Annotated in this window: 23 protein-coding genes; 7 read left to right on the top strand and 16 right to left on the bottom strand. The window is 63.1% G+C overall.

Annotated features, from left to right (window positions below; translation table 11 throughout):
• Nucleotides 1-27: 27 nt before the first annotated feature.
• From R3175_RS00650 to R3175_RS00630, 5 genes are all read right to left on the bottom strand, one after another.
• Nucleotides 28-2,472 (bottom strand): metallophosphoesterase family protein, encoded by a 2,445-nt coding sequence (locus R3175_RS00650; protein ID WP_318941560.1) that lies wholly within the window; start codon nt 2,470-2,472, stop codon nt 28-30.
• Nucleotides 2,473-2,754: 282 nt separating this feature from the next.
• Nucleotides 2,755-3,096 carry a zinc ribbon domain-containing protein YjdM gene (locus R3175_RS00645; protein ID WP_318941558.1) on the bottom strand — a complete coding sequence of 114 codons (342 nt, stop codon included), beginning with the start codon at nt 3,094-3,096 and terminating at the stop codon, nt 2,755-2,757.
• 161 nt (nt 3,097-3,257) lie between these two features.
• On the bottom strand, nt 3,258-4,466 hold the full coding sequence (locus R3175_RS00640) for a M48 family metalloprotease (protein ID WP_318941556.1): 1,209 nt from the start codon (nt 4,464-4,466) through the stop codon (nt 3,258-3,260).
• A 194-nt stretch (nt 4,467-4,660) separates the two neighbouring features.
• Entirely contained in the window at nt 4,661-5,785 is a 1,125-nt protein-coding gene (locus R3175_RS00635) for a patatin-like phospholipase family protein (protein WP_318941554.1), read from the bottom strand.
• Nucleotides 5,786-5,895: 110 nt separating this feature from the next.
• Nucleotides 5,896-6,291 (bottom strand): DUF2784 domain-containing protein, encoded by a 396-nt coding sequence (locus R3175_RS00630; protein WP_318941552.1) that lies wholly within the window; start codon nt 6,289-6,291, stop codon nt 5,896-5,898.
• A 115-nt stretch (nt 6,292-6,406) separates the two neighbouring features.
• Here R3175_RS00630 and R3175_RS00625 point away from each other — a divergent pair, with 115 nt between their 5' ends.
• The 3 genes from R3175_RS00625 to R3175_RS00615 are packed head-to-tail and all read left to right on the top strand — an operon-like array spanning nt 6,407 to nt 9,512.
• Entirely contained in the window at nt 6,407-7,084 is a 678-nt protein-coding gene (locus tag R3175_RS00625; RefSeq protein WP_318941551.1) for a TetR/AcrR family transcriptional regulator, read from the top strand.
• On the top strand, nt 7,081-8,577 hold the full coding sequence (locus tag R3175_RS00620) for an NAD(P)/FAD-dependent oxidoreductase (RefSeq protein ID WP_318941550.1): 1,497 nt from the start codon (nt 7,081-7,083) through the stop codon (nt 8,575-8,577). The genes R3175_RS00625 and R3175_RS00620 overlap by 4 nt, the downstream gene beginning before the upstream one ends.
• Complete coding sequence (locus R3175_RS00615; RefSeq protein ID WP_318941548.1) at nt 8,574-9,512, top strand: patatin-like phospholipase family protein; 939 nt, start codon at nt 8,574-8,576, stop codon at nt 9,510-9,512. Before R3175_RS00620 ends, R3175_RS00615 begins: the two co-directional genes overlap by 4 nt.
• A gap of 8 nt (nt 9,513-9,520) precedes the next feature.
• Here R3175_RS00615 and R3175_RS00610 read toward each other — a convergent pair whose 3' ends face one another.
• From R3175_RS00610 to R3175_RS00575, 8 genes are all read right to left on the bottom strand, one after another.
• Nucleotides 9,521-9,952, bottom strand: a complete 432-nt coding sequence (locus R3175_RS00610) for a GFA family protein (protein WP_318941547.1) — start codon at nt 9,950-9,952, stop codon at nt 9,521-9,523.
• A 72-nt stretch (nt 9,953-10,024) separates the two neighbouring features.
• Nucleotides 10,025-10,351: a TfoX/Sxy family protein gene (locus R3175_RS00605; RefSeq protein WP_318941546.1), complete on the bottom strand. Its 327-nt coding sequence runs from the start codon at nt 10,349-10,351 to the stop codon at nt 10,025-10,027.
• A complete protein-coding gene (locus R3175_RS00600) occupies nt 10,344-10,736 on the bottom strand; it encodes a VOC family protein (protein ID WP_318941545.1) in 393 nt (130 codons plus the stop codon). Before R3175_RS00600 ends, R3175_RS00605 begins: the two co-directional genes overlap by 8 nt.
• A gap of 59 nt (nt 10,737-10,795) precedes the next feature.
• A complete protein-coding gene (locus R3175_RS00595; RefSeq protein WP_318941543.1) occupies nt 10,796-11,455 on the bottom strand; it encodes a class I SAM-dependent methyltransferase in 660 nt (219 codons plus the stop codon).
• A 23-nt stretch (nt 11,456-11,478) separates the two neighbouring features.
• Complete coding sequence (locus R3175_RS00590; protein ID WP_318941542.1) at nt 11,479-12,015, bottom strand: copper chaperone PCu(A)C; 537 nt, start codon at nt 12,013-12,015, stop codon at nt 11,479-11,481.
• A 65-nt stretch (nt 12,016-12,080) separates the two neighbouring features.
• Nucleotides 12,081-13,190, bottom strand: a complete 1,110-nt coding sequence (locus tag R3175_RS00585; protein ID WP_318941541.1) for a dihydrolipoamide acetyltransferase family protein — start codon at nt 13,188-13,190, stop codon at nt 12,081-12,083.
• A complete protein-coding gene (locus tag R3175_RS00580) occupies nt 13,187-14,164 on the bottom strand; it encodes an alpha-ketoacid dehydrogenase subunit beta (protein ID WP_318941539.1) in 978 nt (325 codons plus the stop codon). The genes R3175_RS00585 and R3175_RS00580 overlap by 4 nt, the downstream gene beginning before the upstream one ends.
• Nucleotides 14,161-15,243, bottom strand: coding sequence for a thiamine pyrophosphate-dependent enzyme (locus R3175_RS00575; RefSeq protein ID WP_318941537.1), 1,083 nt, complete (start codon nt 15,241-15,243; stop codon nt 14,161-14,163). Before R3175_RS00575 ends, R3175_RS00580 begins: the two co-directional genes overlap by 4 nt.
• Before the next feature lie 199 nt (nt 15,244-15,442).
• Between R3175_RS00575 and R3175_RS00570 the strand changes: the two genes are divergently transcribed.
• The 3 genes from R3175_RS00570 to R3175_RS00560 all read left to right on the top strand — a co-directional run bounded on the left by R3175_RS00570 (nt 15,443) and on the right by R3175_RS00560 (nt 18,998).
• Nucleotides 15,443-15,895 carry a YaiI/YqxD family protein gene (locus tag R3175_RS00570; RefSeq protein ID WP_318941535.1) on the top strand — a complete coding sequence of 151 codons (453 nt, stop codon included), beginning with the start codon at nt 15,443-15,445 and terminating at the stop codon, nt 15,893-15,895.
• 79 nt (nt 15,896-15,974) lie between these two features.
• Nucleotides 15,975-17,783, top strand: a complete 1,809-nt coding sequence (locus tag R3175_RS00565) for an ABC transporter ATP-binding protein (RefSeq protein WP_318941533.1) — start codon at nt 15,975-15,977, stop codon at nt 17,781-17,783.
• Between the two features lie 93 nt (nt 17,784-17,876).
• Nucleotides 17,877-18,998, top strand: a complete 1,122-nt coding sequence (locus R3175_RS00560) for a PQQ-dependent sugar dehydrogenase (protein WP_318941532.1) — start codon at nt 17,877-17,879, stop codon at nt 18,996-18,998.
• Here R3175_RS00560 and R3175_RS00555 read toward each other — a convergent pair.
• Nucleotides 18,992-19,405, bottom strand: a complete 414-nt coding sequence (locus tag R3175_RS00555) for a GFA family protein (RefSeq protein WP_318941531.1) — start codon at nt 19,403-19,405, stop codon at nt 18,992-18,994. The two genes, R3175_RS00560 and R3175_RS00555, sit on opposite strands and share 7 nt — an antisense overlap.
• Before the next feature lie 140 nt (nt 19,406-19,545).
• Between R3175_RS00555 and dkgB the strand changes: the two genes are divergently transcribed.
• Entirely contained in the window at nt 19,546-20,355 is an 810-nt protein-coding gene (dkgB, locus tag R3175_RS00550; RefSeq protein ID WP_318941530.1) for a 2,5-didehydrogluconate reductase DkgB, read from the top strand.
• Nucleotides 20,356-20,362: 7 nt separating this feature from the next.
• Here dkgB and R3175_RS00545 read toward each other — a convergent pair whose 3' ends face one another.
• Both R3175_RS00545 and R3175_RS00540 read right to left on the bottom strand, forming a co-directional pair.
• Nucleotides 20,363-21,133 carry a glutathione S-transferase N-terminal domain-containing protein gene (locus tag R3175_RS00545; RefSeq protein ID WP_318941529.1) on the bottom strand — a complete coding sequence of 257 codons (771 nt, stop codon included), beginning with the start codon at nt 21,131-21,133 and terminating at the stop codon, nt 20,363-20,365.
• A gap of 112 nt (nt 21,134-21,245) precedes the next feature.
• Nucleotides 21,246-21,719, bottom strand: coding sequence for a sterol desaturase family protein (locus R3175_RS00540; protein ID WP_318941528.1), 474 nt, complete (start codon nt 21,717-21,719; stop codon nt 21,246-21,248).
• Nucleotides 21,720-22,053: the final 334 nt, after the last annotated feature.

Raw genomic sequence — 22,053 nt, 5'->3', positions numbered from 1 at the left:
CGGCCTGGGTTGTTTGTTGAGGCCCCCTTAATACAGCAAGTTCAGGGACAGGTTGTCGAAGTAAACGTCGTTGTCATTGCCCGCTTTGCGCTCGCCGCCCATGTAGACCTTGATGCTACGCACCCCCGCCGGCAGGAAGCCGTCCACGGTCACCGATTCCCAGCTTTTCACCGAGGTGACGGTACGCGCCGCCGAGCCATCCCAGGCAACCGTCTGGTCACTGGCATCCAGCAACTCCACCCGCAGTTCCGGCACATCGTCGGCCGACCAGGTGGTCATCCGGGCGGACAGCTCCAGGTAGACCTTGCCGGCGTCGATGTCGGTGCCGTAGTCCGATACATCCACCACCTGGTAGGCGGTATCCGTGCAGCATTCCCCGGGAGAACCCTGGCCAAAACCACGGCCGGCGAAGTAGTAGTCGCCTTGGTCGGCGGCAAATCCGCCGTTGTTCGCGCCGGTGATCGCGCTGATGAGCCCGTCGGTCAAGGTCCAGCCGCTTAGGTCGCCGGCTTCGGCGTCACCATTGACCAGCAGGTTGGAAGTCCGGGTGCCTTCCAGACTGAAACTGTAGCCGTTGCTCCAGGTGGACCAGTTCATTTGGGCGTCCCGCACCCGGGCGCGCCAGTAGTAGGTGGTGCCGGGTTTCAGGCTCAACGTTGGGCGAGGCTGTCCGTGGTAGTCGTCGAGAGCCGAGGTATGGGTGTTCTGGGAGGAGAAACGCTTGTGCCAGCGGTAGTGGTCGTCCGCACCCGGTCGTACCGATTTGCGGGCCAGCAATGCCGAGAGGTCGAGCCGGAAGATATCCACCCCCTGTTGGGTGTCGATGGTCTCATAACCCAGGTATTTGTCCCCGCCCACCCGGTCGGCCTGGTCGTAGAACAGGTTGTGACGGCGGGTGTCGTTGCCCCAGACATCGAAGACCGTGCCGTCAAAGCTTCCGCTCTCGGAGATCTGCCACTGCACCTCGTGGACCTGATCCGGCGCCCCCACCTGGATTGCCAACTCGACCTCCGTCGCCGGCAGCTCGCCGGTGCCGGCGGTGGCCTGCGGCAGGTTGTCGTTGGTAGCCCTGGCGAGAGTCACCTCATCCACCACCTCGAAGTCGGTGTCGCCGTCATAACCCCCTTTCTTTCGCCGCAGGATGACCGAGGCCTCCGGCCCGAATCGATAGCTCAGCACGCTGTAGCCGAACTCACTGCGGCTCACCTCGAAGGTGTCGTAGTCGCTGATCTGGTTTTGCTGGTGCCCGGCGTCGTCCAGGGGCTCTATGTAACCGGAAGCACTGGCAGCGTTGAGCCACAGGTGCGGAGTATCCAGGGACTGACCGCGGGAATAGGCGTGGGTGTGACCGAAGAAGTGACCGGTCACGGCCTCGGTTCGATCACTGTACTGCTCCAGTTCAGAGACCATTTCACAGGAGCCGATGCTCTCACCCACGTTCCACATCTCCGACAGACAGCCGTGGTGGAACATCCCCATCACGAACTGCTTTTGCTGGATCTCTGCGTCTTTCAGGGTCTCCCGCAACCACTGCCGCTGCACCGCCAGGGTCTCACGGTTAAAGTGGCCATGTGCGCCGGAGATCGGGTAGCTGTCCAGGCCGACCAGGCGCAGGCCGAGGTAATCGAGATAATACCAATGGTCCTCGTAGCCCACCGAGCCATTGTCGGGCGGTGACATGTAGGTGCGGTAGAGTTCCAGTTCAGCGTTGTTGTAATAATCATGATTGCCCGGCACGGTCACCAGCGGCACGTAGGGAGTAATCTCCGCCATCCGGCCGAACAGCTGCTCGCGCCAGTGGGCCCGGTTGCCTCCGGTCTGCACCACATCCCCGGAGATGGTGATGGCGGCGATGTTCTCCGCGCAGGTCTGGGGCTGGCTGCCGTCGCACTCCTCGGTCATGAAGCCGTCAGTGACCACGTTGTTGAGCACGACTTCGTAGATCTCACGGTCGAGCTGGGTATCACTGAGGGCAATGAAGGTGGCCTCGGTGACATCATCACCGGCGTCCGGCCAGGTCTTGAAGGCGAACGGTTGGCTCACCCGCTGACGGCCCACGCCGTCTTTGGTGAGCACGTAGTACTCGTACAGGGTGTTGGACACCAACCCCGTTAATGGTGCGCGATACACCAGACCATCGTTCGAGTGGAACTCCCCCCCGACCTTTCGGAATTCCTCACCAGAGCCAAACGGGCGGACCCACACTGCTGGCTCACTGTCCTCCGTTTCGAACATCACCGTCATGGCGTCACTGGCCGGGGCCTGCAGGTAGGGCCGGACGATGAAATTGGGTGTCGCCTCAGCCTGTGGAGCCAATACGAGAGCAGGATCACCTGGGACTTCGGTGCCGGTGCTCCCCCCGGTGTTCGGACTTCGGTCGGGGTTGGAGCCGGTTGTGCCAGAATCGTTACAACCTGCCAGCAGCAACATGGTCGTGCCAAGCGCCACCAAGACGCGGTATGTGTGGGACATCAGACCCTCCTTTTTGGTCTATACCAGAATTGGTAGATACCAAACTAAGGCGAGCAGGTGTCAGTCCCGTGATCGATTTGTTGCCGAATTCTTAAAGATTTTTGACAAATGGCGGGCGCCAGCCCTGCCCCATTCTGACGTCCACATTCGTTGCCACGCCCCCATCCCGTACTTGCCACGGCGTTGTGGGGCGCCTGTAGAGAAGGATCAACTTGGGGGGAAGTACCCGCGGCGACGCACCACCGGATAGGACGCGCTCACCCTATCCGGTGCCATGCCGGGCTAGGCTTTCTTGACGAATTCCGATTTCAGCTTCATGGCGCCAATACCGTCGATCTTGCAGTCGATGTCGTGGTCGCCCTCCACCAGACGGATATTCTTGACCTTGGTGCCAACCTTCACCACCGACGAAGAACCCTTGATCTTGAGGTCCTTGATCACGGTGACCGTATCGCCATCCTGCAGCTCATTGCCATTGGCGTCGCGCACGACCTTCCCGGCTTCAGTGGCGGATTCGGGTTCGTTGGCGGACCACTCGTGGGCACACTCGGGGCAAACCAGCATGGCGCCGTCTTCGTAGGTGTATTCGGAGCCGCATTCGGGACAGGGAGGGAGTGTGGACATGGGAAACCTTCCAAGGGGTTGTCAAAGAAGTGCGTATCATACCAGCTATCCACGGCCATCGGTCTCAAGCCGCGACACAGTGGTGGCGATGATGCTCGACAGCAAAGCACCAGCCCGGTGCTGGAAGGGGCTGGTGCTCGCTCAGGCGTGGCTGAACGGATTCAACGGCAGGGAGCGGGAAGGTGTTTCGCGTCCACATTCTGACCTTGGCAGTTCCAGTCCAGCCCGGACTTGGTCCGGATTGGCTCAACGACCAGATAGCGGGGCTCGCCCAGCATATCCGCGCCCAGGTTGGCGACAATTGCACCACTGTCATACAGGGTGATGTCGTAGTTGTCGTCGCCATTGACCAACGACGACTCTGCATAGCCCAAATCCTGCAAGGTGCGCGGCCACTGCTGATGGCGCTGCCAGTAGTCCTGCGCTGCAACCTGAATTTCCTGGGCCAACTCATACGCCGAGGCCAAGCGAGCCCGTTCGGTGTAATCCTGATAGGCAGGAACGGCAATGGCCGCCAGGATACCGATCATGGCAATGGTGACCATGATGGACACCGCGCCACCGCCGGCACCGACTCGGGGCACAAACAGGGACAGGAACCAGGCAAAGCCATGGCGACGGGGGTGCCGAATGGCCTTGCCCTGACTCAAGGCCACGGCTTCGGCCATGCGTTTGGTGAGCCAGGGGTAGTCGGCCGTGAGTTCGTTGAACGACATCCAGAAGCCGTTGGACGCCTCGGCCTGACGCAGATAAGCGTTCACATTCAGGGTCTTCCAGCGGGTGTCGCCAGCGGCGATGGCGGCAATGGCGGCCTTGATGTCATCCTCGGACTGACAGCAAGCCACTCCATAGCGGTCACAGGTATATTCCTCCGCCCGTCGCAGGGCTGTTCCCAACACCGGCAGGATCGAGGCTGGCATCAGAAAGGTCCGCCAGAGGAGGTGCTTGCGGTGGATATGGCCCAACTCATGGCCGATGTAGAAATCGATGGCCCCAGGCCGATCCTCCAACGCGTCCACCACATCGGTAAACAGCACCACAAAGTGACGCCCACGGAACCGGGTCGCCAGGGCATTGAAGAAATCTGCCCGCAGCAAGTAGGCCTCGGGAACCTCTTTCAAGCCCACCCTCTGGCAACCTGCCACCAGCTTGGCATGCAAGTCGGGATACTGGTCCTCGCTGATGCGAACGCCAGACCCCTTCAGGTGAGAGATAAAGGCTGAGTGAGCAAACAGGAAAAACAGATAACCCAGCAGCAGGTAAACCAACAGGACACCGAATGTCCCGATCAGCAGTGCCAGCCAGAACACGCCGGACAGCACGGCCGCAATGGTAAACAAAGGTTTTTCATTCTTATAGACAAGATTCATTCATGATCCCTCAATGATGGTGTTCCGTGCCATTGCTTGAAACGCATCGCCAGGACACCGGTTTCATTCTTATTCCATGGACACCCCGACTCCAGTGCCGCAGTGTCCCGTTCAAGACTACGGAATTTCCCGACCGTTGCCACGTTTACGGCGTAACATTTTGAAAATTTGGAGTACCCGATGGGGAAGGCTATTCAGGCATGGAAAAACCGATCGATCTGCCTGGCGTGGGCCTGGGCGTCCTTGTAGCCCAGTTTGATCAACGCGGCGGAGAACCGGTGATCGAACAGCAGGTAGCTGGCGAGACTGCCGCCGGTCATGGAGTTACCGTCACTGCCACCGACCAGGTTGCGCAGCACCAGCGGCATGCCATCCATGAACTGGGCGGCAATTTCGTCCACCCGTTCGCTGGGCGAGATTTCCAGGAGTTTTATCGGCTTGAGGTCCATCCGCGCCTCCGCCAGCCGCTCGGGGGGGATCAGGTCGACCAGTTGATTGATCATCCGCAGTCGGTCGATGTCATAGTCCAGGGTATCCAGGAACATGCCGTTGAAGACATGGGCAATGATCTGGGAGAAGGCGGGCAGGTCCTGTTTTTGCGGTCGCCGGGATGGGCACATGCTGTTGGCACTGACCCCGATCACCATCACCCGTTCCGCCCCCAGTCTCAGGGCCGGACTGAGGTGGGCCATCTGTCGGGTCACCCCGTCGCCAAAATACTCGCGGTTGACCAGCACCGGCGGGAACACGGTGGGGATAGCGGAGGAGGCCATCACGTGCTCCAGCGTCAGTTCGGTGCGCGAGCCGGCACGCTGCCCCACGCTCCAGCTCCTCAAGCCGTCGTGCCCATCGAAAAAGCAGACGTTCTGGCCGGTGGCATAGCCACAGGCATTCACCCCCACCGCTGAAACCTTACCCTCAAGAATGGCTTGGCGGACGGCCGCAAAGTCGATTTCACGCTCCAACAACTCCCGCAGCGGGCCATTGTTGAGCAGGGACAAGGGCGCACGGCCTGCGCCCCCGGCGAGCAGGCGTCGGGCCACGCCGGTCATGTTACGGAGAATTTCGTAGGAATTGCTCCGGTAGACGTGGTCCGACTCCAACTCCCCCCAGAGCCGCTCCAGCCGGGACACACTGTGGCGAAAAATCTCTCCGCCACCGGCCAGGGCCAGGGCATTGATCGCCCCCGCCGAGGTACCGACAATGACCCGGAAAGGATGGGACCAAGCCGGAAACATATCGGAGATCGCTCGCAACACACCCACCTGGTAGGCGGCCCGCGCGCCGCCCCCGGTGAGCACCACGCCAACGTCAGGCATGTCACCTCACTCTTGCGCCTTTGAACCGAACGTGTGCCTTGGGGAGCCTCCGGAGGCTCCTTAGCTTAAGACGCCACTCATTTAATAGTAGCTCATCACACCAGCGGTACTCAGCGCCGCGGCGGAAAGCGCCACCAAGCCAGCCCCACCACACCGGTAAAGAGGGTGTAGAGCAGCACGAACACCCAGGCCGGGGCCTGGTAGTACAGCAGTGCCTGCAACCAGTGCTCGATAAAGCTGCCGCTGTATCCCCCGGCTCCCGCCCGCTCACGCAGCCACATTTCCAGGGTGGTCAGCGGACAGATCACGCCCAGCCAGGCCTGGAGCACGACCACCAAAATGGCCGCCAGGTGGCCAAAGCGGAACCAGCGATTACGGACCCAGCGCCATCCCCGCACGCCCCCGGCCAGAATCAGCACCAGCCCCAACACCACAAACATCACCACTGCAACGTGCAGGGTCAGGACACCGTCGGCCATCCATTGATAGATTTGCGCCTCAGTCATGGCACCTCCCACTTGTAGCTTCGCACAGGGATCGACGGACGCCAGTGTCGCAGGTTCGTTTCTTGGCCTGTCCAGACATTCCCAGACTTCATCCCCCGGGCCAGAATGATAATGAATGAACATTCATTCACAGCCAGACCGGGCCCAGGGGAGTCGCACCGCCATGACCGCCCAGCCAGCCGAACGCCAGCCCCCCTCGGACAAGCACCAGCAAATCCTGGACGCCGCACTCAGGGTGTTTGCGGCGCGTGGCGTGCATGGCACGCCGGTGCCACCGATCGCCCGTGAAGCGGGCGTCAGCGTGGGCAGTCTGTACCGGTACTTTGACAGCAAGGAAGCGTTGGTCAACGCCCTGTTCCAGGCCACCAAGGCCAAGCTGAGTGAACACCTGCTGACCGGCCTGCCCGTGGCCAGACTGGACCGCTCGGTTTTCGACGAACTCTGGCACCGCCTGTGTACCTTCGCCAGACAGCAACCGGACGCCTTCCGGTTCCTGGAGATGCAGGACCATCACAGCTATCTGGATCCCCAAAGTCGCGACAGTGAATACCGTCTGCTGGCCCCGCTCCGTCAAATCATCGAGCTGGGCCAGCAAACCGGGATGCTGGGGACCCACCTGCGCGCAGAAGTCGCCATGGCCCTGTTCTGGGGGGCGTTCGTGGGGCTGTTCAAGGCCGAACGCCTGGGCTACCTCACCCTCTCTGACCAGGATCTGGCCGAGGCCCGGGATGCCTGCTGGCGGACCCTCAGCCCGCAACGCGACACTGCACCCAACAACAGGATTGAACCATGACCTCGCAAGCATCACCCCACACCCACGATGTACTGATCATTGGCGCCGGCATCAGCGGTATTGGTGCCGGCATCCGCCTGCTGGAGTCCAACATTCGCAATTTCGCCATCCTGGAGAAGGCCGGCGACCTCGGCGGCACCTGGCGTGACAACACCTACCCGGGCTGCGCCTGTGATGTGCCCTCCGCACTTTATTCCTACTCCTTCGCCCAGAAGCCGGACTGGAGCCGGGCCTTTGCCGGCCAGGCGGAGATTCTGGACTATGTACGGGGTGTGGCCGACCGCCATGGCATCGGCGAGTATGTTCGCTTTAACCAGGCTGTGGAACGGGCCCAGTGGCGCGAAGCCCAGGGGCTCTGGGAAGTCCAGACAGCGGATCAGCTCTACTTTGCCCGCGCCATCGTCGTCTGTTCCGGCTACCTGCACGAACCCATCGTCCCGGATATTCCGGGCCTCAGGGATTTCCAGGGCAAGGTGTTCCATTCTTCCCGCTGGGATCACGACCATGACCTCACCGGTGAACGGGTGGCCGTCATCGGTACCGGTGCCTCCGCCATTCAGTTCATTCCGGAGATCCAGCCCAAGGTGGCCAGTCTCGCCGTCTTCCAGCGCACCCCGCAGTGGATCCTGCCGAAACCGGACCATGCCATTCCGGACATCGAACGTCGTTTCTTTCAGCTACCGCTGACCCTCAAGGCATGGCGTGCCCTGCTCTTTGGCGGCTTTGAAACCTTCGGCGTCGGCTTCCGCAAGCCGGCCCTGCTGAAGCAGCTCCAGAAGCTGGGACACGCCCACCTGAACTGGGCCGTGAAGGACCCGGAGTTGAGAGCCAAGCTGACCCCCGACTACACCCTGGGCTGCAAACGGGTGCTGCTCAGCAACAACTATTACCCCGCCCTGAGCCAAGCCAATGTGGACGTCTTCGCCACCGGCCTCAAGGAGGTCCGGGGCCAGACCGTGGTTGGCCAGGACGGTTCCGAGCAGGAGGTGGACACCATCATCCTCGGCACCGGTTTCCACGTCACCGAGCCGCCGATTGCCGAGCGCATCTTCAACGACGCAGGCCAGTCCCTGTCCCAGCTCTGGGCGGACGGTATGCAAGCCTACCGGGGCACCACCATCAGCGGGTTGCCCAATGCCTTCATGGTGCTGGGGCCGAATCTCGGCATTGGCCACAATTCCGCGTTCATCGTGATTGAATCCCAGCTCAACTACATCGTGGATGCCCTGGCCACCATGCGCGACCGCCAACTCTCACGCATCGATGTTCGACGGGACGTGCAGGAGAGTTACAACCGAAAGGTACAGCGGGACCTCCAGGGCACGGTCTGGAATACCGGTGGCTGTTCCAGCTATTACCTGGACAAAAACGGCTTCAACAGCGTCGGCTTTCCCTGGAGCACCCTGGAAATGCAACGGCTACTGAAGCGATTTGACAGCGGCAGCTATCAGCTAACTCCGGCCAGCGACACGGTGTTTGGAGGTCGGTCATGAGCGGTCAGGTTCGTCGGGCGTTGGTACTGGGTTGCGGCGGGGTGGCCGGCGCCGCCTGGTCCATTGCCATGCTCTCGCAGCTGGAACAGCAATTGACCTGGGACGCCCGCCAAGCCGATATCCTGTTGGGCACGTCGGCCGGCGCGGTCCTGGCCGCCCTGCTGGGGGCCGGGGTGCCGGCCGCCACCCTACAGGCCTGCCAGCAGGGCACCGCCAGCGCCTGCCAATGGCGTCATGACACCGACACGGGGGGCGCGCTGCCGCCGTTGCCCGCCGCCAGGATGACGGACTCCCGTCTGTTGGCGCGCGGCCTCAGGGGACAGGTGTCCGCGCTCACCGCCTTTAGCGGCTTGCTGCCGGCCGGACGGTGCGACATGACCCCGTTCCGGCGCCTGCTGGACGGTGTCGTCGCTCCAGGCGAATGGGTCTCCCACCCCGCCACCTGGATCATGACGGTGGACACACACAGCGGCCAGCGGGTGGCGTTTGGCAGGGCACAGGCCCCGAAGGCGGCCCTGAACGATGCGGTGTGTGCCTCCTACGCGGTACCAGGCTGGTGCCCCCCGGTCATCATTGGCGGACGCCAGTACATCGATGGTGGCGTGGCATCGCCCACCTCGGCCGACCTGTTGGCACAGCAGCCGGTGGATGAGGTCATCATGCTGGCGCCCATGGCCACCCGCCATCCCGACCGGCCGCGATCCCCGCTGAAGCTGCTGGAACGTCAGTTCCGCCGCTACATGACCGCCATCGTGGACCGGGAGGAACAGCAACTGCGTGCCGCCGGCAAGCGGGTCATTCGCCTGGAACCCAATGCCGCCGACCTGAGGGCGATTGGCTACAACATGATGGACCCGGCCCGGCGGACCAAGGTGCTGTCCCAGGCCCTGCTCAGCGCGCCGGATACCGTTTCAAGAGCCATCGCTCTGGCCTAACGGGGCAGCTACTTCGGCGGCGGAGCAAACTGGGCAATCACCTCCGTCTCCGTCAGATTGCTGGTGGCGTTGGCAAACTCATAGAAAGCCGGCTTGTGATCGATGAAGATTTGGTGGGTGAACTGGAACCGGTCCTCCGCATCGGAGAACAGCCCCGCCGGCATGATGTACCGATCCAGGTCCTTCAGGTGGTAGAACAGGTGGGTGCCACAGCGGTTGCAAAAGCCCCGTTCCGCCCACTCCGAGGAATTGAAGACGGTGACGTGCTCCGCACCCTCGATGGTAACTTGAGAGCCTCCATCCACCGCCAGCAGGGGGCCGCCGCCCCACTTTCGGCACATACCGCAGTGGCAGGCGTCCGCCTTCGTGCTCAACGCCGCGGCCTGGATGGTGACGGCACCACAAAGGCAGGTGGCTGTTGCTGGAAACTTTTCGGCCATAACCTTCTCCCTGTTCTGACGTTCCAATTGGTAGCAATGCCCTGACAGCTTAGCCCACTGGCCAACGGCGCACTACCTGCCACGGGCCCTCAGGGCCGCCTCAAACGACCGCCTCGCCCACTCGACCGCCGCTTCCGGGTCTTCCAGGATTTCCTCCGGCGCCTGATAGTAGGACAGGCTCACCGGCTTGCCCTGCTTGGTGTAGGCAAACCGGGGCAAGCCCAAGGTCTCGAAAGCGCCACGGCACTGGTCGTCCGCTTTCAGGTAGAGGGTCTCATCGCTGACCAGGGCGAACATCAGGCCATCATGAAAGATCCCGTGGCCACCGAACATGCGCCGGGCCTGAATCGGGCCAAACTGGGCGAAGACTTCGTGGAGATGGTCAGTGTACTCACTCATCCGCGGCACCTGTGATCGACGGCGACTCCGTCACCAAGTGGATCACATCGGACGGGCTGGCGATCCAGAAGCCCCGGACCCCCTCTGGCAGCGGCTCGATCTCGTCCCGGCGAATGCACTGCTGTTGGGCCAGGTAGCGGGACGCCGCCTCCACATCGTCAGTCAGCACCTCCAGCCACAACTCTGCCTGACTGAGGCCGTCGACCCGGTCGATCCACAGGATCTTGTCGCCGAAACGAAAGCGGACCGACTCGCCTGCCTCGCCCTCCAGGGGTCCCAGGGCCTCAAACCGCAGCACGTCCCGGTAGAACGCCACCGTCTGGTCAAACCGGCGGGGTGGCACTTTCATGGCCAGGTTAGCGCCTGGCCGGAACGTCGGTGTCATCGCGTGTTCCTCCTTGATCGCGGACCCGGGCAGCCCGGACCCCAGACTTCTGGCAATAACTATAGCGGCTTCTGGAACAACGCCACATCCTTCACCGGTATGTGCAGCGTCCAGTCGAATCGGCGGGCGATGTGGGCCAGGGTGGACTCCCGGTAGAACACCACGTGGGTGGGGTCACGGCGGTAGTGCCAGTTGGCAAAGCGGGCATCGTCGGTCTGGAAGCAGGTCATGATGCCCAGCCAACCGCCCGGCTCGAGCAGTTGATCGAACTGGGCAAAGGTACTCCAGGGGTCGTGCAGGTGCTCGATCACCTCGGTGCAGGTGACAAACTGATAGCGCGACTCCAGCACCGCCTGGTTCGGGTGGTAGTAGGGGTCGAACAGGGTCATGGCGAAACCCTGCTCGGTGAGCATGGTCGCCAGGGCCGGACCGGGGCCACAGCCGAACTCCAGCCCCCGGGCACCGGACGGCAGCCGCTCGATCAGCGGATCGGTGAGCTTGGCGAGAAAGCGCCGGTAGCCCGGGTCCGAGGGGTCATTGTGGTGCAGGTCGTAGACCTGCTTCTCGGCGACGGCATCCAGCCAGCAGGTCGGGTCCATCAGCGTCGCCTCGCAGGTCGGACAGCGCCAGTAGGGCACCGCCCTGACTGTCAGCAAGTGCCTCAGGCCGGGCTGGCGGCACACGGTGCAATGGCGAGATTCGGAGGGGCTCTCTGGCATGGCAGGAAACACAGCCTTTGGGCTTAGTGGTCGTGATTCATCTGACCATGATCCATGCCACCGTGATCCATGGCCTGACCCATGTTGCCCTTGCCCATGGCCGGGGAACTGGCGTCCAGCGGGTCCACCGCCAGCTCCACCTCCACTTCCGGCGCGCCCTCGAAGGTCAGGGTGAGGGGCACACGCTCCCCTTCCACCAGTTGGCCCTGGAGCTGTTCCAGCATCAGGTGGTAACTGTGCGGCTTGAGCTCAACCTGTTCCCCGGCGGGGATGGTCAGCCCCTCCGGCAGTGCATCCATACGCATCACACCGTCCTGCATCCGGCTGTGGTGGATGCTGACGTGTCCGGCGCGGGGACTCTGGGCCGCCACCAGGGTGACGGGGTCGTCGCCGTCATTGCGGATGGTCATGTAACCGGCGCCCATCATCGCGCCCGGCGGTGTGGGCCGGGTCCAGGGGTGGTCAATGTGGAGTTGGCCGGCCGGGTACTCGTGGGCACCGGCAAGCACTGGGATCACCAAGCCAGTCACACTCAGCATCAGGGTAATCAGGCGTTTCATGGGCACTCGCTTCTGGCAATTGAAAGATGCCGTATGGTGTCCCGTCTGGCCCCTGTGCGCAAGTATCAGGGCTGGCCCAGCGCCGCCAGCATCGCCGCCATGAACCGGGACGCCTCACCACCGGTGGCGGCCCGGTGGTCGAAGGTCAGCGACAGCGGCAAGACCCGCCGCACCGCCGGCTTGCCCTGATGCGGCACCACCTTCTCGCGAATCCGCCCGGCCCCGACGATGGCCACCTGGGGTGGCGTCACGATGGGATTGGCGTACTGGCCAGCCATGGTGCCGAAATTGGACAGGGTGATGGTCGCCCCCTGCATCTCCTGGGGCGGAATCTTGCGGGAGGCCACTGCTTCCCGCAGGTTCTCCAGGCCCTGCCGCAGGTCCGGCAGACTGCGGTGATTGACGTCCCGCAGCACCGGCACGAACAGCCCTTCCGGGGTGTCCACCGCGATGCCCACATGCACCTCATCCAGCAACCGGCGGCTCAGGTGATCGCCGTCGAACCAGGCATTGATGACGGGCACCGCCTCGCATGCCTGGGCGATGGCCTGGACCAGGCGCATGGTAATGTCCGCTCCCTTCTTCCAGTCGCCAATGTCCGCATCTTCAAAGATCGAGACTGGCACCACCTGGGCGTGGGACAGGGACATGTTCTTGGCCATGGTGCGACGAGGGCCCCGCAGGGCTTCGGCATCGCCCAATGCCTTCTGTTGGCTGGCCTGTTGATGGACGTCATCATTGGTGATGAGGCCGCCGGGGCCACTGCCGCTGATCGACTCCAGGTTCACCCCGAGCCTTTCCGCCAGGGCCCGGACACCGGGGGTGGCCCGCTGGTGACGGGCCTGTCGGCTGGACTGGGCGGCGCCGATGATGAACTGGTCCTGACGCGTCTCGGTGTCGGCCCGCTTGAGCTCACCGACCACGGTGCCACTGTCGTCGCCCTCGCCTTCGAAGCCCAACAGGGGCTCACCGGTGTGAATGATGTCCCCCGGTTCACCAAACAGCTTGGCCACCACGCCGGCCTGGGGCGACGGCACCTCCACAATCGCCTTGGCGGTCTCCACCGAGACCAGCACCTGGTCCACTTCGACGCTGTCGCCGACGTTGACGCGCCACTCCACAATCTCCGCCTCCGGCAGCCCTTCTCCCAGATCCGGCAACTTGAAGTACTTCATAGCGCGATCACCTGTTCGACGGCTTGGAGGATATCGGCCACCCTGGGCAGGTAGGCCTGTTCGTTACGGTAGTAAGGCATCACCGTGTCGTAACCGGTGACCCGCACGATGGGAGCCTGCAGGTCGAGGAAGGCCGCCTCGGCCAGGGAGGCGGCGATTTCGGCGCCGACTCCGCCGTTGCGGCAGGCCTCGTGAATGATGACCGCCCGGCCGGTCTTGGCCACCGAGCACAGCAGGGTTTCCCGGTCCAGCGGGCTGATGGTGGCCACATCGATCACCTCCGCCGACACCCCTTGCTCGGCCAGGCTACTTGCCGCTTCCAGGGTTTCCAGGATGGACGCCCCCCAGCTGATCAGGGTGACGTCATCGCCCTCCCGCAGGGTAAAACAGGTGTCCAGCGGCAGCGCCTCACCGTTGTCCTCCACCGACTGGGTCACCGCCCGGTAGATGCGCTTGGGCTCCAGGAACACCACCGGATCCGGATCGCGGATCGCCGCCAGTAACAGGCCATAGGCCCGCTGCGGCGAACTGGGAATGACCACCCGCAGGCCCGGGATGTGGGCAAACAGCGCCTCGGTGCTCTCCGAGTGGTGCTCCGGGGCGTGGATGCCACCGCCGAACGGCGCCCGGTAGACCAGTGGGCAATGCAGCCGGCCCCGGGTCCGGTTGCGCATTCGGGCGGCATGGCAGATGATCTGGTCCATGCCGGCGTAGATGAAGCCCATGAACTGGAATTCGGCCACCGGCTTCAGTCCCTGTACCGCCATGCCCACCGCGGTGCCGGCAATCAGGGTCTCTGCCAGCGGCGTGTCCATCACCCGCTTGTAGCCAAACCGGTCCTTGAGCCCCACCGTGGCCCGGAATACCCCGCCATTGGTAGCCACATCCTCGCCGAGCACCACCACCTCCTCGTCGTGGGCCATTTCCCACGCCAGCGCCATGTTGACGGCTTCCACCAGGGTGACATCGCTCATGACACACCTCCCTGCCGGTACTTCTCGGCCAGGTGTTCCCGCTGGGACCGCAGGGCGACGGGCAGGGACTCGAACAGGTAATCCACCATGGCGGTGGGCGGCTCCGGCTCGGAGGCCAGGAAGGCTTTCACGGCGGTGTCCACGAATTCCTTGCACTCGGCCTGCAGTTTCTGTTCTTTCTCGGCGTTCCACAGGCCGGCCTGGTGCAGGTAGTTCTGCATCCGCTTTACCCCCTCGCGATCCCAGGCCCGCTTCAGTTCCTCGGCACTGCGGTAACGGGTGGCATCGTCTGCGGTGGTGTGATCTCCCAGGCGGTAGGTCTCCGCCTCGATCACCGCTGCCCCCTTACCCGCACGGGCACGGGCCAATGACTGGCTCAGCACCTCGGAGAGGGCAAAGTAATCGTTGCCGTCCACCACATGGCCGGGCAGGCCACCGCTGATGGCCTTCTGGGCAATGGTTTCGCTGCCGCTCTGTAGGGCGCGGGGGGTGGAGATTGCCCACTGGTTGTTGCTCACCACGAACACCACCGGCAGGTGCCAGGCCCCCGCCAGGTTCACACTTTCCAGGAAGTCGCCCTTGGACGAGGCGCCATCGCCCAGACAGCAGACGACCGCCCGATGCTGCTCGCGGATGCGCATGGCGGAAGCCACCCCCACCGCATGGCAGCACTGGGTGGCAATCGGCACCGCGATGGGCAGGTCTTGCGGGCAATGGGCCCAGGCGCTGCCCCGCTCGTCGCCGCCCCAGTAAAGCAACAACTCGGTCAGGGTAACGCCACGCTGGATCTGGGCGGCCTGATCCCGGTAGTAGGGCACCAGCACGTCGTCCTTCGCCATGCACTGACCGATCACGGTGCCGATGACCTCATGGCCCAGCACCGACGGATAGGTGCCACACTGGCCCGTCCGCTGCAGCGCAATCACCTTGTTGTCGAAGGTACGGGTGAGCACCATGTTGGCGTAGGCCGCCAGCAGGCGGGCGGTATCCTTGGACAGTTCCGGAAGCGAATCCAGTGGGGCGCCGTGTTCGTTCAGGTAACGCACACGGTCAACGTGGAAGTCATAGCGGTCTTTCATCAAAGCCTCCCGTATTTGGCCGTGCGATGGACGTCGGCTTGTGGCGGACGGACTCGCAGTGCGGTTCGCGGATCACGCGGGGGATCGGGGACGTACTGTTTAATGTTTAGTCGCCGGTCAGGGGATAATCAACCCGATTTCCTTTCGACCGGTGTCCCGGTTATTCTGGTGCCTCCAACCACACCAGGACCAATTCATCATGGCAATCTGGGTCGATGCCGACGCCTGTCCGGTGGCCATCAAGGAGATTCTCTGCCGCGCCGCCGATCGCTGGAAAGTTCAGACCACCTTCGTGGCCAACCAGGCCATCCGGGTGCCCAACAGCCCGTTCATCCGCACCCGCCAGGTGATGAAGGGCTTTGACGTGGCCGACCAGGAGATCATGGACCTGCTGACACAGGGCGATCTGGTGATCACCCAGGACATTCCGCTGGCCGCCGAGGCCATCGACAAGGGCGCGGATGTGTTCAACCCGCGGGGGCAGGCGTTCACCCGGGAAAACATCCGCCAACGGCTGGCGATGCGCAATTTCATGGAGGAGCTGCGCAGTGCCGGTCAGGTCACCGGCGGCCCCTCGGCTTTCTCCCAGGCCGACCGCAAGGAGTTTGCCGACCAGTTGGATCGGTGGCTGCAGAAAAACGCCCGATCGTAGCCCCACTTCCTGAAAATGATTCTCTTTTAACCGACAGGCGAATTGGGTACTCTTGCGGCTTTTGCCGCAGGAGGCCGACATGTCGCACCCCCACCCCTCGCCCGGCAGCAGCTTTGCGGCCCTGGCCCGTCTGCTCCGCTACGCCCGTGGCTATCGCCGCCAGATCCTGGCCGCCACCGTCTGCTCCATCGTCAACAAACTGTTCGACATCGCGCCGGAAATCCTGATCGGTATCGCCATCGACGTGGTGGTCAACCAGGAAACCAGCTTTGTCGCCTCCCTCGGGTTCGAGTCGGCCCGGGAGCAGATCGTGGTGCTGGGCACCCTGACCTTTTTCATCTGGGCCGGCGAGTCGCTGTTTGAGTACCTGTTCCAGATACTGTGGCGAAACCTCGCCCAGCGCCTGCAGTCGGACCTGCGTCAGGACGCCTACGAGCACGCCCAGAAGCTGGACATGAGCTTCTTCGAGAGCCGCAGTTCGGGCCAGCTGGTGGCCACCATGAACGACGACGTCAACCAGTTGGAACGGTTCCTTGACGGCGGCGCCAACGCGATGATCCAGGTGGTGGTCACCATCCTGGCGGTGGGTGCGGTGTTCTTCGTGATTTCCCCGCTGGTGGCGCTGCTGGCCTTCACCCCCATCCCGGTGATCGTGTGGGGGGCCTTCTACTTCCAGCGCAAGGCGGGGCCGCTCTACGCCGATGTGCGGGAAAAGGTGGGCGACCTGTCCAGCCGGCTGTCCAACAACCTGGCGGGGATCGCCACCATCAAGAGCTTTACCGCCGAACAGCGTGAAGCCGAGCGACTGCGGGCCAGCAGCGAGGCGTACGTGGACGCCAACCGCAAGGCCATTCGCATCAGTTCGGCCTTTATCCCGGTCATTCGCATGGCGATACTGGCGGGCTTCCTGGCCACCTTCACGGTGGGCGGAATGATGGCCCTGGAAGGCCAACTCAATGTGGGTGCCTACGGGGTGCTGGTGTTCCTGACCCAGCGCCTGTTGTGGCCACTGACCGGCCTGGCCACCGTGGTGGACCTGTTCGAGCGGGCCATGGCCAGTACCCGCCGCATCCTGGACCTGCTGGAAGAGCCGATTCAGGTCACCGATAACGCCGGCCAGGCCCTGCCCTCGCCGGTGCACGGCAATGTGGCGTTCAATGAGGTGTCCTTCCGCTATCCCGGCGGTCAGTCCGGTATCCGTAACATCAATCTCTCGCTGCCGGCGGGGCAGACCCTGGCCCTGGTTGGCGCCACCGGCTCCGGCAAGTCCACCCTGATCAAACTGCTGATGCGGTTTTACGAGCCCCAGCACGGCTGCATCACGGTGGACGGTCTGCCCATTGAACGGGTCAGCCTGAAATCCCTGCGGGAGGCCATCGGCCTGGTGAGCCAGGACGTCTACCTGTTCGAAGGCACAATCCGCGAGAACATCGCCTACGGTCTGCCCGGCGCCCCGGACGCCGCCATCATCGAGGCCGCCCGGACTGCGGAAGCCTGGGAATTCATCGAAACTCTGCCCGAGGGACTGGATACCCCGGTGGGCGAACGGGGCGTCCGCCTCTCGGGTGGTCAACGCCAACGCCTGTCCCTGGCCCGGGCGCTGCTGAAGGACCCGGCCATCCTGATTCTGGATGAGGCCACCAGCGCGGTGGACAACGAGACCGAAGCTGCCATCCAACGCTCGCTGCACCACATACGCCACAACCGGACGGTCATTGTGATCGCCCACCGACTGTCCACGGTGGTGGACGCGGACACCATCGCCGTCATCGACCGGGGCGAACTGGCGGAGCTGGGCAATCACCAGAGCCTGCTGGACCGGAACGGCCTGTACGCAACTCAGTGGCGGGTGCAGACCGGCCGGGCGGAAACGCCGGAAACCGCCTGAGCCCACTGGAGTCTTCCGGCGGGGGTGCTATCTTGTTCCATATGCCCCTTTGGGGTGGGCCCAGCCCACCCTGTCCACGATTGGAGGCTCCCCATGTTGCGCTCCCTCAAGGCGGCCACCGCAGCGGCCACGCTCAGCCTCACGCTGGCCTGTGACGCCGCACCGGAAGTGTTCCATTCCGACAAGGCTCGCTTTCGGCTGGAAACCGTGGCCAGTGGCCTGGAACACCCCTGGAGCCTGGCCTTCCTGCCCGACGGCTCACAGCTGGTGACCGAGCGGGCGGGCCGCCTGCGCCGGATACGGGGTGGCCAGCTGGACCCGGACCCGATTGCCGGCGTCCCGGAGGCGGCGGTGGCCGGCCAGGGGGGGTTGCTGGACGTAGTCCTGCACCCGGATTTTGCCAATAACCAGTTGCTGTTTCTCAGCTACGCTCACGAGAATCACCAGGGCAAGACCACCCGGGTCAGCCGGGCCCGATTCGCCGGTGATCGCCTTGAGTCTGTCGAGGTCATCTTTGACGCCCTGCCCCGCTCCAGGACCAACCGCCACTTTGGCGGGCGCATGGCGTTCGATGAGGACGGTTATCTGTACCTGGCGGTGGGCGACCGGGGCGATCGCCCCCGGGCACAGGACACCCGCGACGATGCCGGCGGCGTCCACCGCCTGACCATCGACGGCGACCCGGCCCCCGGTAATCCCTTCCTCGAGCTCACGGACGTCCAGCCCACCTTCTTCACCTACGGCAACCGCAACATCCAGGGAATGACCCGACACCCCATCACCGGAGAGATCTGGACCCATGAACATGGTCCCCGTGGCGGTGACGAGATCAACCTGATTTCGGCGGGGACCAATTACGGCTGGCCTACCATCACCTACGGCATTGGCTACTCCGGCCTGCCCATCACCGACAAGACGGCCATGCCGGGCATGGCCCAGCCCCTGCATTACTGGGATCCGTCCATAGCGCCATCGGGCATGGCGTTCTACACCGGTACCGATGTGCCGGAGTGGCAGGGCGACCTGTTTGTGGGCGCCCTAAAGCTGCAAAAACTGGTTCGATTGAAGATCCGTGAGGGCCAGGTGGTGGAAGAGGAAGACCTGATCACCGGGTTCGGCAAGCGCATCCGAGACGTTCGCATGGGCCCGGATGGGGTGCTGTGGTTGCTGACGGACGAGCGCGACGGTGAGGTGCTCCGGCTGGTGCCTCAGTGAGGGTCGTTGGTCCGCTCGGTCTTGTCATAGCGGGGCAGGTCGTCGGTGATCTCGAACCAGTCGGATTTGGAGCCCACGTAGATGTGTGAGGCCGGGCCCTTGCCCAATGGCTCGTTGATCACCCCCACCCGCAGGCGCAGGATACCGGGGATGGCATCCACCCGGCCGTAGAGCGGGCTGCCACAGTTGACGCAAAAGGCCCGGTATTTGCCCGGCCGGGATTCGAATTCCCGAACCTGGTCCTCGCCGGCGGTGATCTGGAAATGCACCTTCTGCGCCGGGGCGCTGGCGGAAAAGGCACTGCCCTGGGCGCGCCGGCACAGGCTGCAATGACACAGGGAGACAGGCCCGAGTGGCCCCCGATATTCGAATTTGACGGCGCCACAGAGGCAGTGGCCGGTGAACATAAGCGTCCTCGTCTGTCGGCTGTTTGGCGGGGGAGCCCCCCAACATTACGGAGCCAAAATGATACCCGCTGAGTACTTGAAGAACTACCGTGGAAGTAGCACCGTATACAACAGCGACTGCAGATTCTCAGGAGGTCACCATGGCATTTGACGCGCTTCCGCCCATCGGGATAGGGACCTTTCGCCTCCAGGGCGACATTGCCCGGGATGCGGTGAAGACCGCCCTCTCCCTCGGCTATCGGCATATCGATACGGCCCAGATGTACGAGAACGAAGCGGAAGTGGGCGACGGCATTACCTCCAGCGGCATTCCCCGGCGCGAGGTTTTCATTACCACCAAGATCTGGTTCGACAACCTGCACCGCGCCAAGTTGCGAAACAGCCTCAAGCGGAGCCTGCAGCGGCTAAAAACCGACCATGTCGATCTGGCTCTGGTGCACTGGCCCTCCCCCAATAACGAAGTCCCCATGGAGGAGTACCTCCAGGCGCTCCAGGACGCCCAGCACGAGGGGCTGGCGGATCACATCGGGGTGTCCAACTTCACCACCGCCCAGCTGGATCAGGCCCGGGAGATTCTGGGCGAGACACCGATCCTTACCAATCAGATCGAGGTGCATCCGTTCCTGGCCAACCGCAAGGTAGTGGACCACGTGCAAACCCTGGGCATTACGGTGACCGGTTACATGCCCCTGGCCGTTGGCCGCGTGATGGAAGCCGAGTGTTTGCAGGGCATCGCCCGTCAGCACGGGGTAACACCGGCGGAAATTGCCATTGCCTGGGTGGCCTCCCGGGGGATTGTGCCAATTCCCTCCTCCACGCGTCCCGAGCACCTGAAAGCCAACCTCGACGCGCTACAGATCGAGCTGACCGCGGAAGAGCTCGCCTCTATCGACCAGCTCGACCGGGGCGAGCGGATTGCCAACCCGGAGTTCGCCCCGGCGTGGGACTGAGGGAGCCTCACGCACCGTAGGTACGGTCCAGATAGTTCAGTATCGCGGCAGACTCGAACAAGGCCTCGCCGGTGTTCGGGTCCTCGAGGTAGGGTACCTGTACCCGCTGATGTTTCTGGTAAAACTCATCCCGCTTACCGCCGGATTTCGGCACATAGGGCCCCGGTTTGAGCCGCTGTTTGGCCGGCCCCACTTCGGTCCAGTGTTCCTTACCGATGTTATGCAGGGTGTAGGGAATCTCATATTCACACAGCCGCTCGCGCACCAGCCGGGAAAACGGGCTGCCTTCAAAGCTCCACAGATGCAGCGGCTTGTCCGGCCTGCGTGCCGGCCGGGCCCGGAGCCCACGCAGCGCACTGGCGGCGGAGGCCACCGAGCTCAACAGTGGCTGGTAAACCCGGCTGCGGTAGAAGCCCGGCACCTCACGGTTGGCATACTGCCGGAACAGGTAGGACACGATCTCGCTGGACTCGTACATGACCGTGCCGGTGTTCTCATCCACCAACAACGGGAACTGCTGCTTCCCGCCCAGGGTTTCGGCATCCTGGCGAAACGCCTTGCCGCCCTTGGGGCAAGGACGAACCTCCACATCCAGATGCAGGGCCGTCAGCGCCTCACGCACCCGACGGCAGTATGGACACGCTTCCATATCGTACAGCACAATCGGCTTCTCCGGCTGTGGCGCCCGCTGCACAACCATACAGCCGCGCCACGCGGTGAGTGAGGAGGTGGCGACGGAACCAAGTACCTTGAGATTGTGACTTACCACATTGGTCATCCATTCGGTCCTTCTTGCTTAGTTGATGGGCCCGCACATCAGCCATGTGTAAGCGCAAGTGGATACACACGGCCTTACCCGCGAGCGTTTGTCGTCGAGGCCACCGCCATTATCACTCTAACTGGCGATTTGCCATTGGCTCGCGGGTCCCCATGACGATGTCGAACCAGGGCCGGGTGACACACCAGTTGGCGTCCGGGTTCTTCCCCATGTGGTGGTCGTAGTGCCAGGGCAGGTGCTCCCGGGCCCAGTCGGGGTCCAGATGCGCCCGCTTATGCACCCGGTAGTAGTTCCAGGCGCAGTAGTAGAGCGTTCCCACATAGAACGGCGCCACCGGTAGCATGGGTGTCACCACCGCCGCGCCAGCCACGAGCGCCGCCACTTCCTTGGTCTGCGCATTCCAGGTTAACGGCGGGTGGCGGTAGTCTGCGTCGATAAAACCATTCTTGCGGACATGGCGATGATGTTCATGCCAATGGAACGCCCAGAAACTGCCGCGCCTGCGCCCCAGGCCATGCAGGACCCGCTTGTGAAAAACCCATTCCACCGCATTGGCGGTGATCAACCCCAGCGGTATGCCAATCATGACGACCTCCCTTGCCCGGCCCGCTACCGGCGCCCTTGGTTTGTTGCTGTCGCGAGTTCGTTGCGTAATTCAAGCTAACGCCCCGATTGGACACCTGACTATGGCCTTAGTGTCCAAGAAATGGGCAATATTTCCCTGGTGGGGGTCATTGACACGCTGGCACCGGCGCGCCGGGACTAACTTACTGATTCCCAAAGGCCAGTTACAAGGGGATACAAAAACGTTGTAGAAACAATGCCTCTGCAGGCAATTTTTAACGTCATGTAGAACTTTTCTGCATAGAACAACCGCTCATTTTGGGCTACTGTAAAAGTCGCATACAGCCCCCTTCAAC

The sequence above is a fragment of the Marinobacter sp. genome, from assembly GCF_033722735.1.
Classification (GTDB): Bacteria; Pseudomonadota; Gammaproteobacteria; order Pseudomonadales; family Oleiphilaceae; genus Marinobacter.
This window is presented reverse-complemented; position numbering and strand designations above follow the sequence as displayed.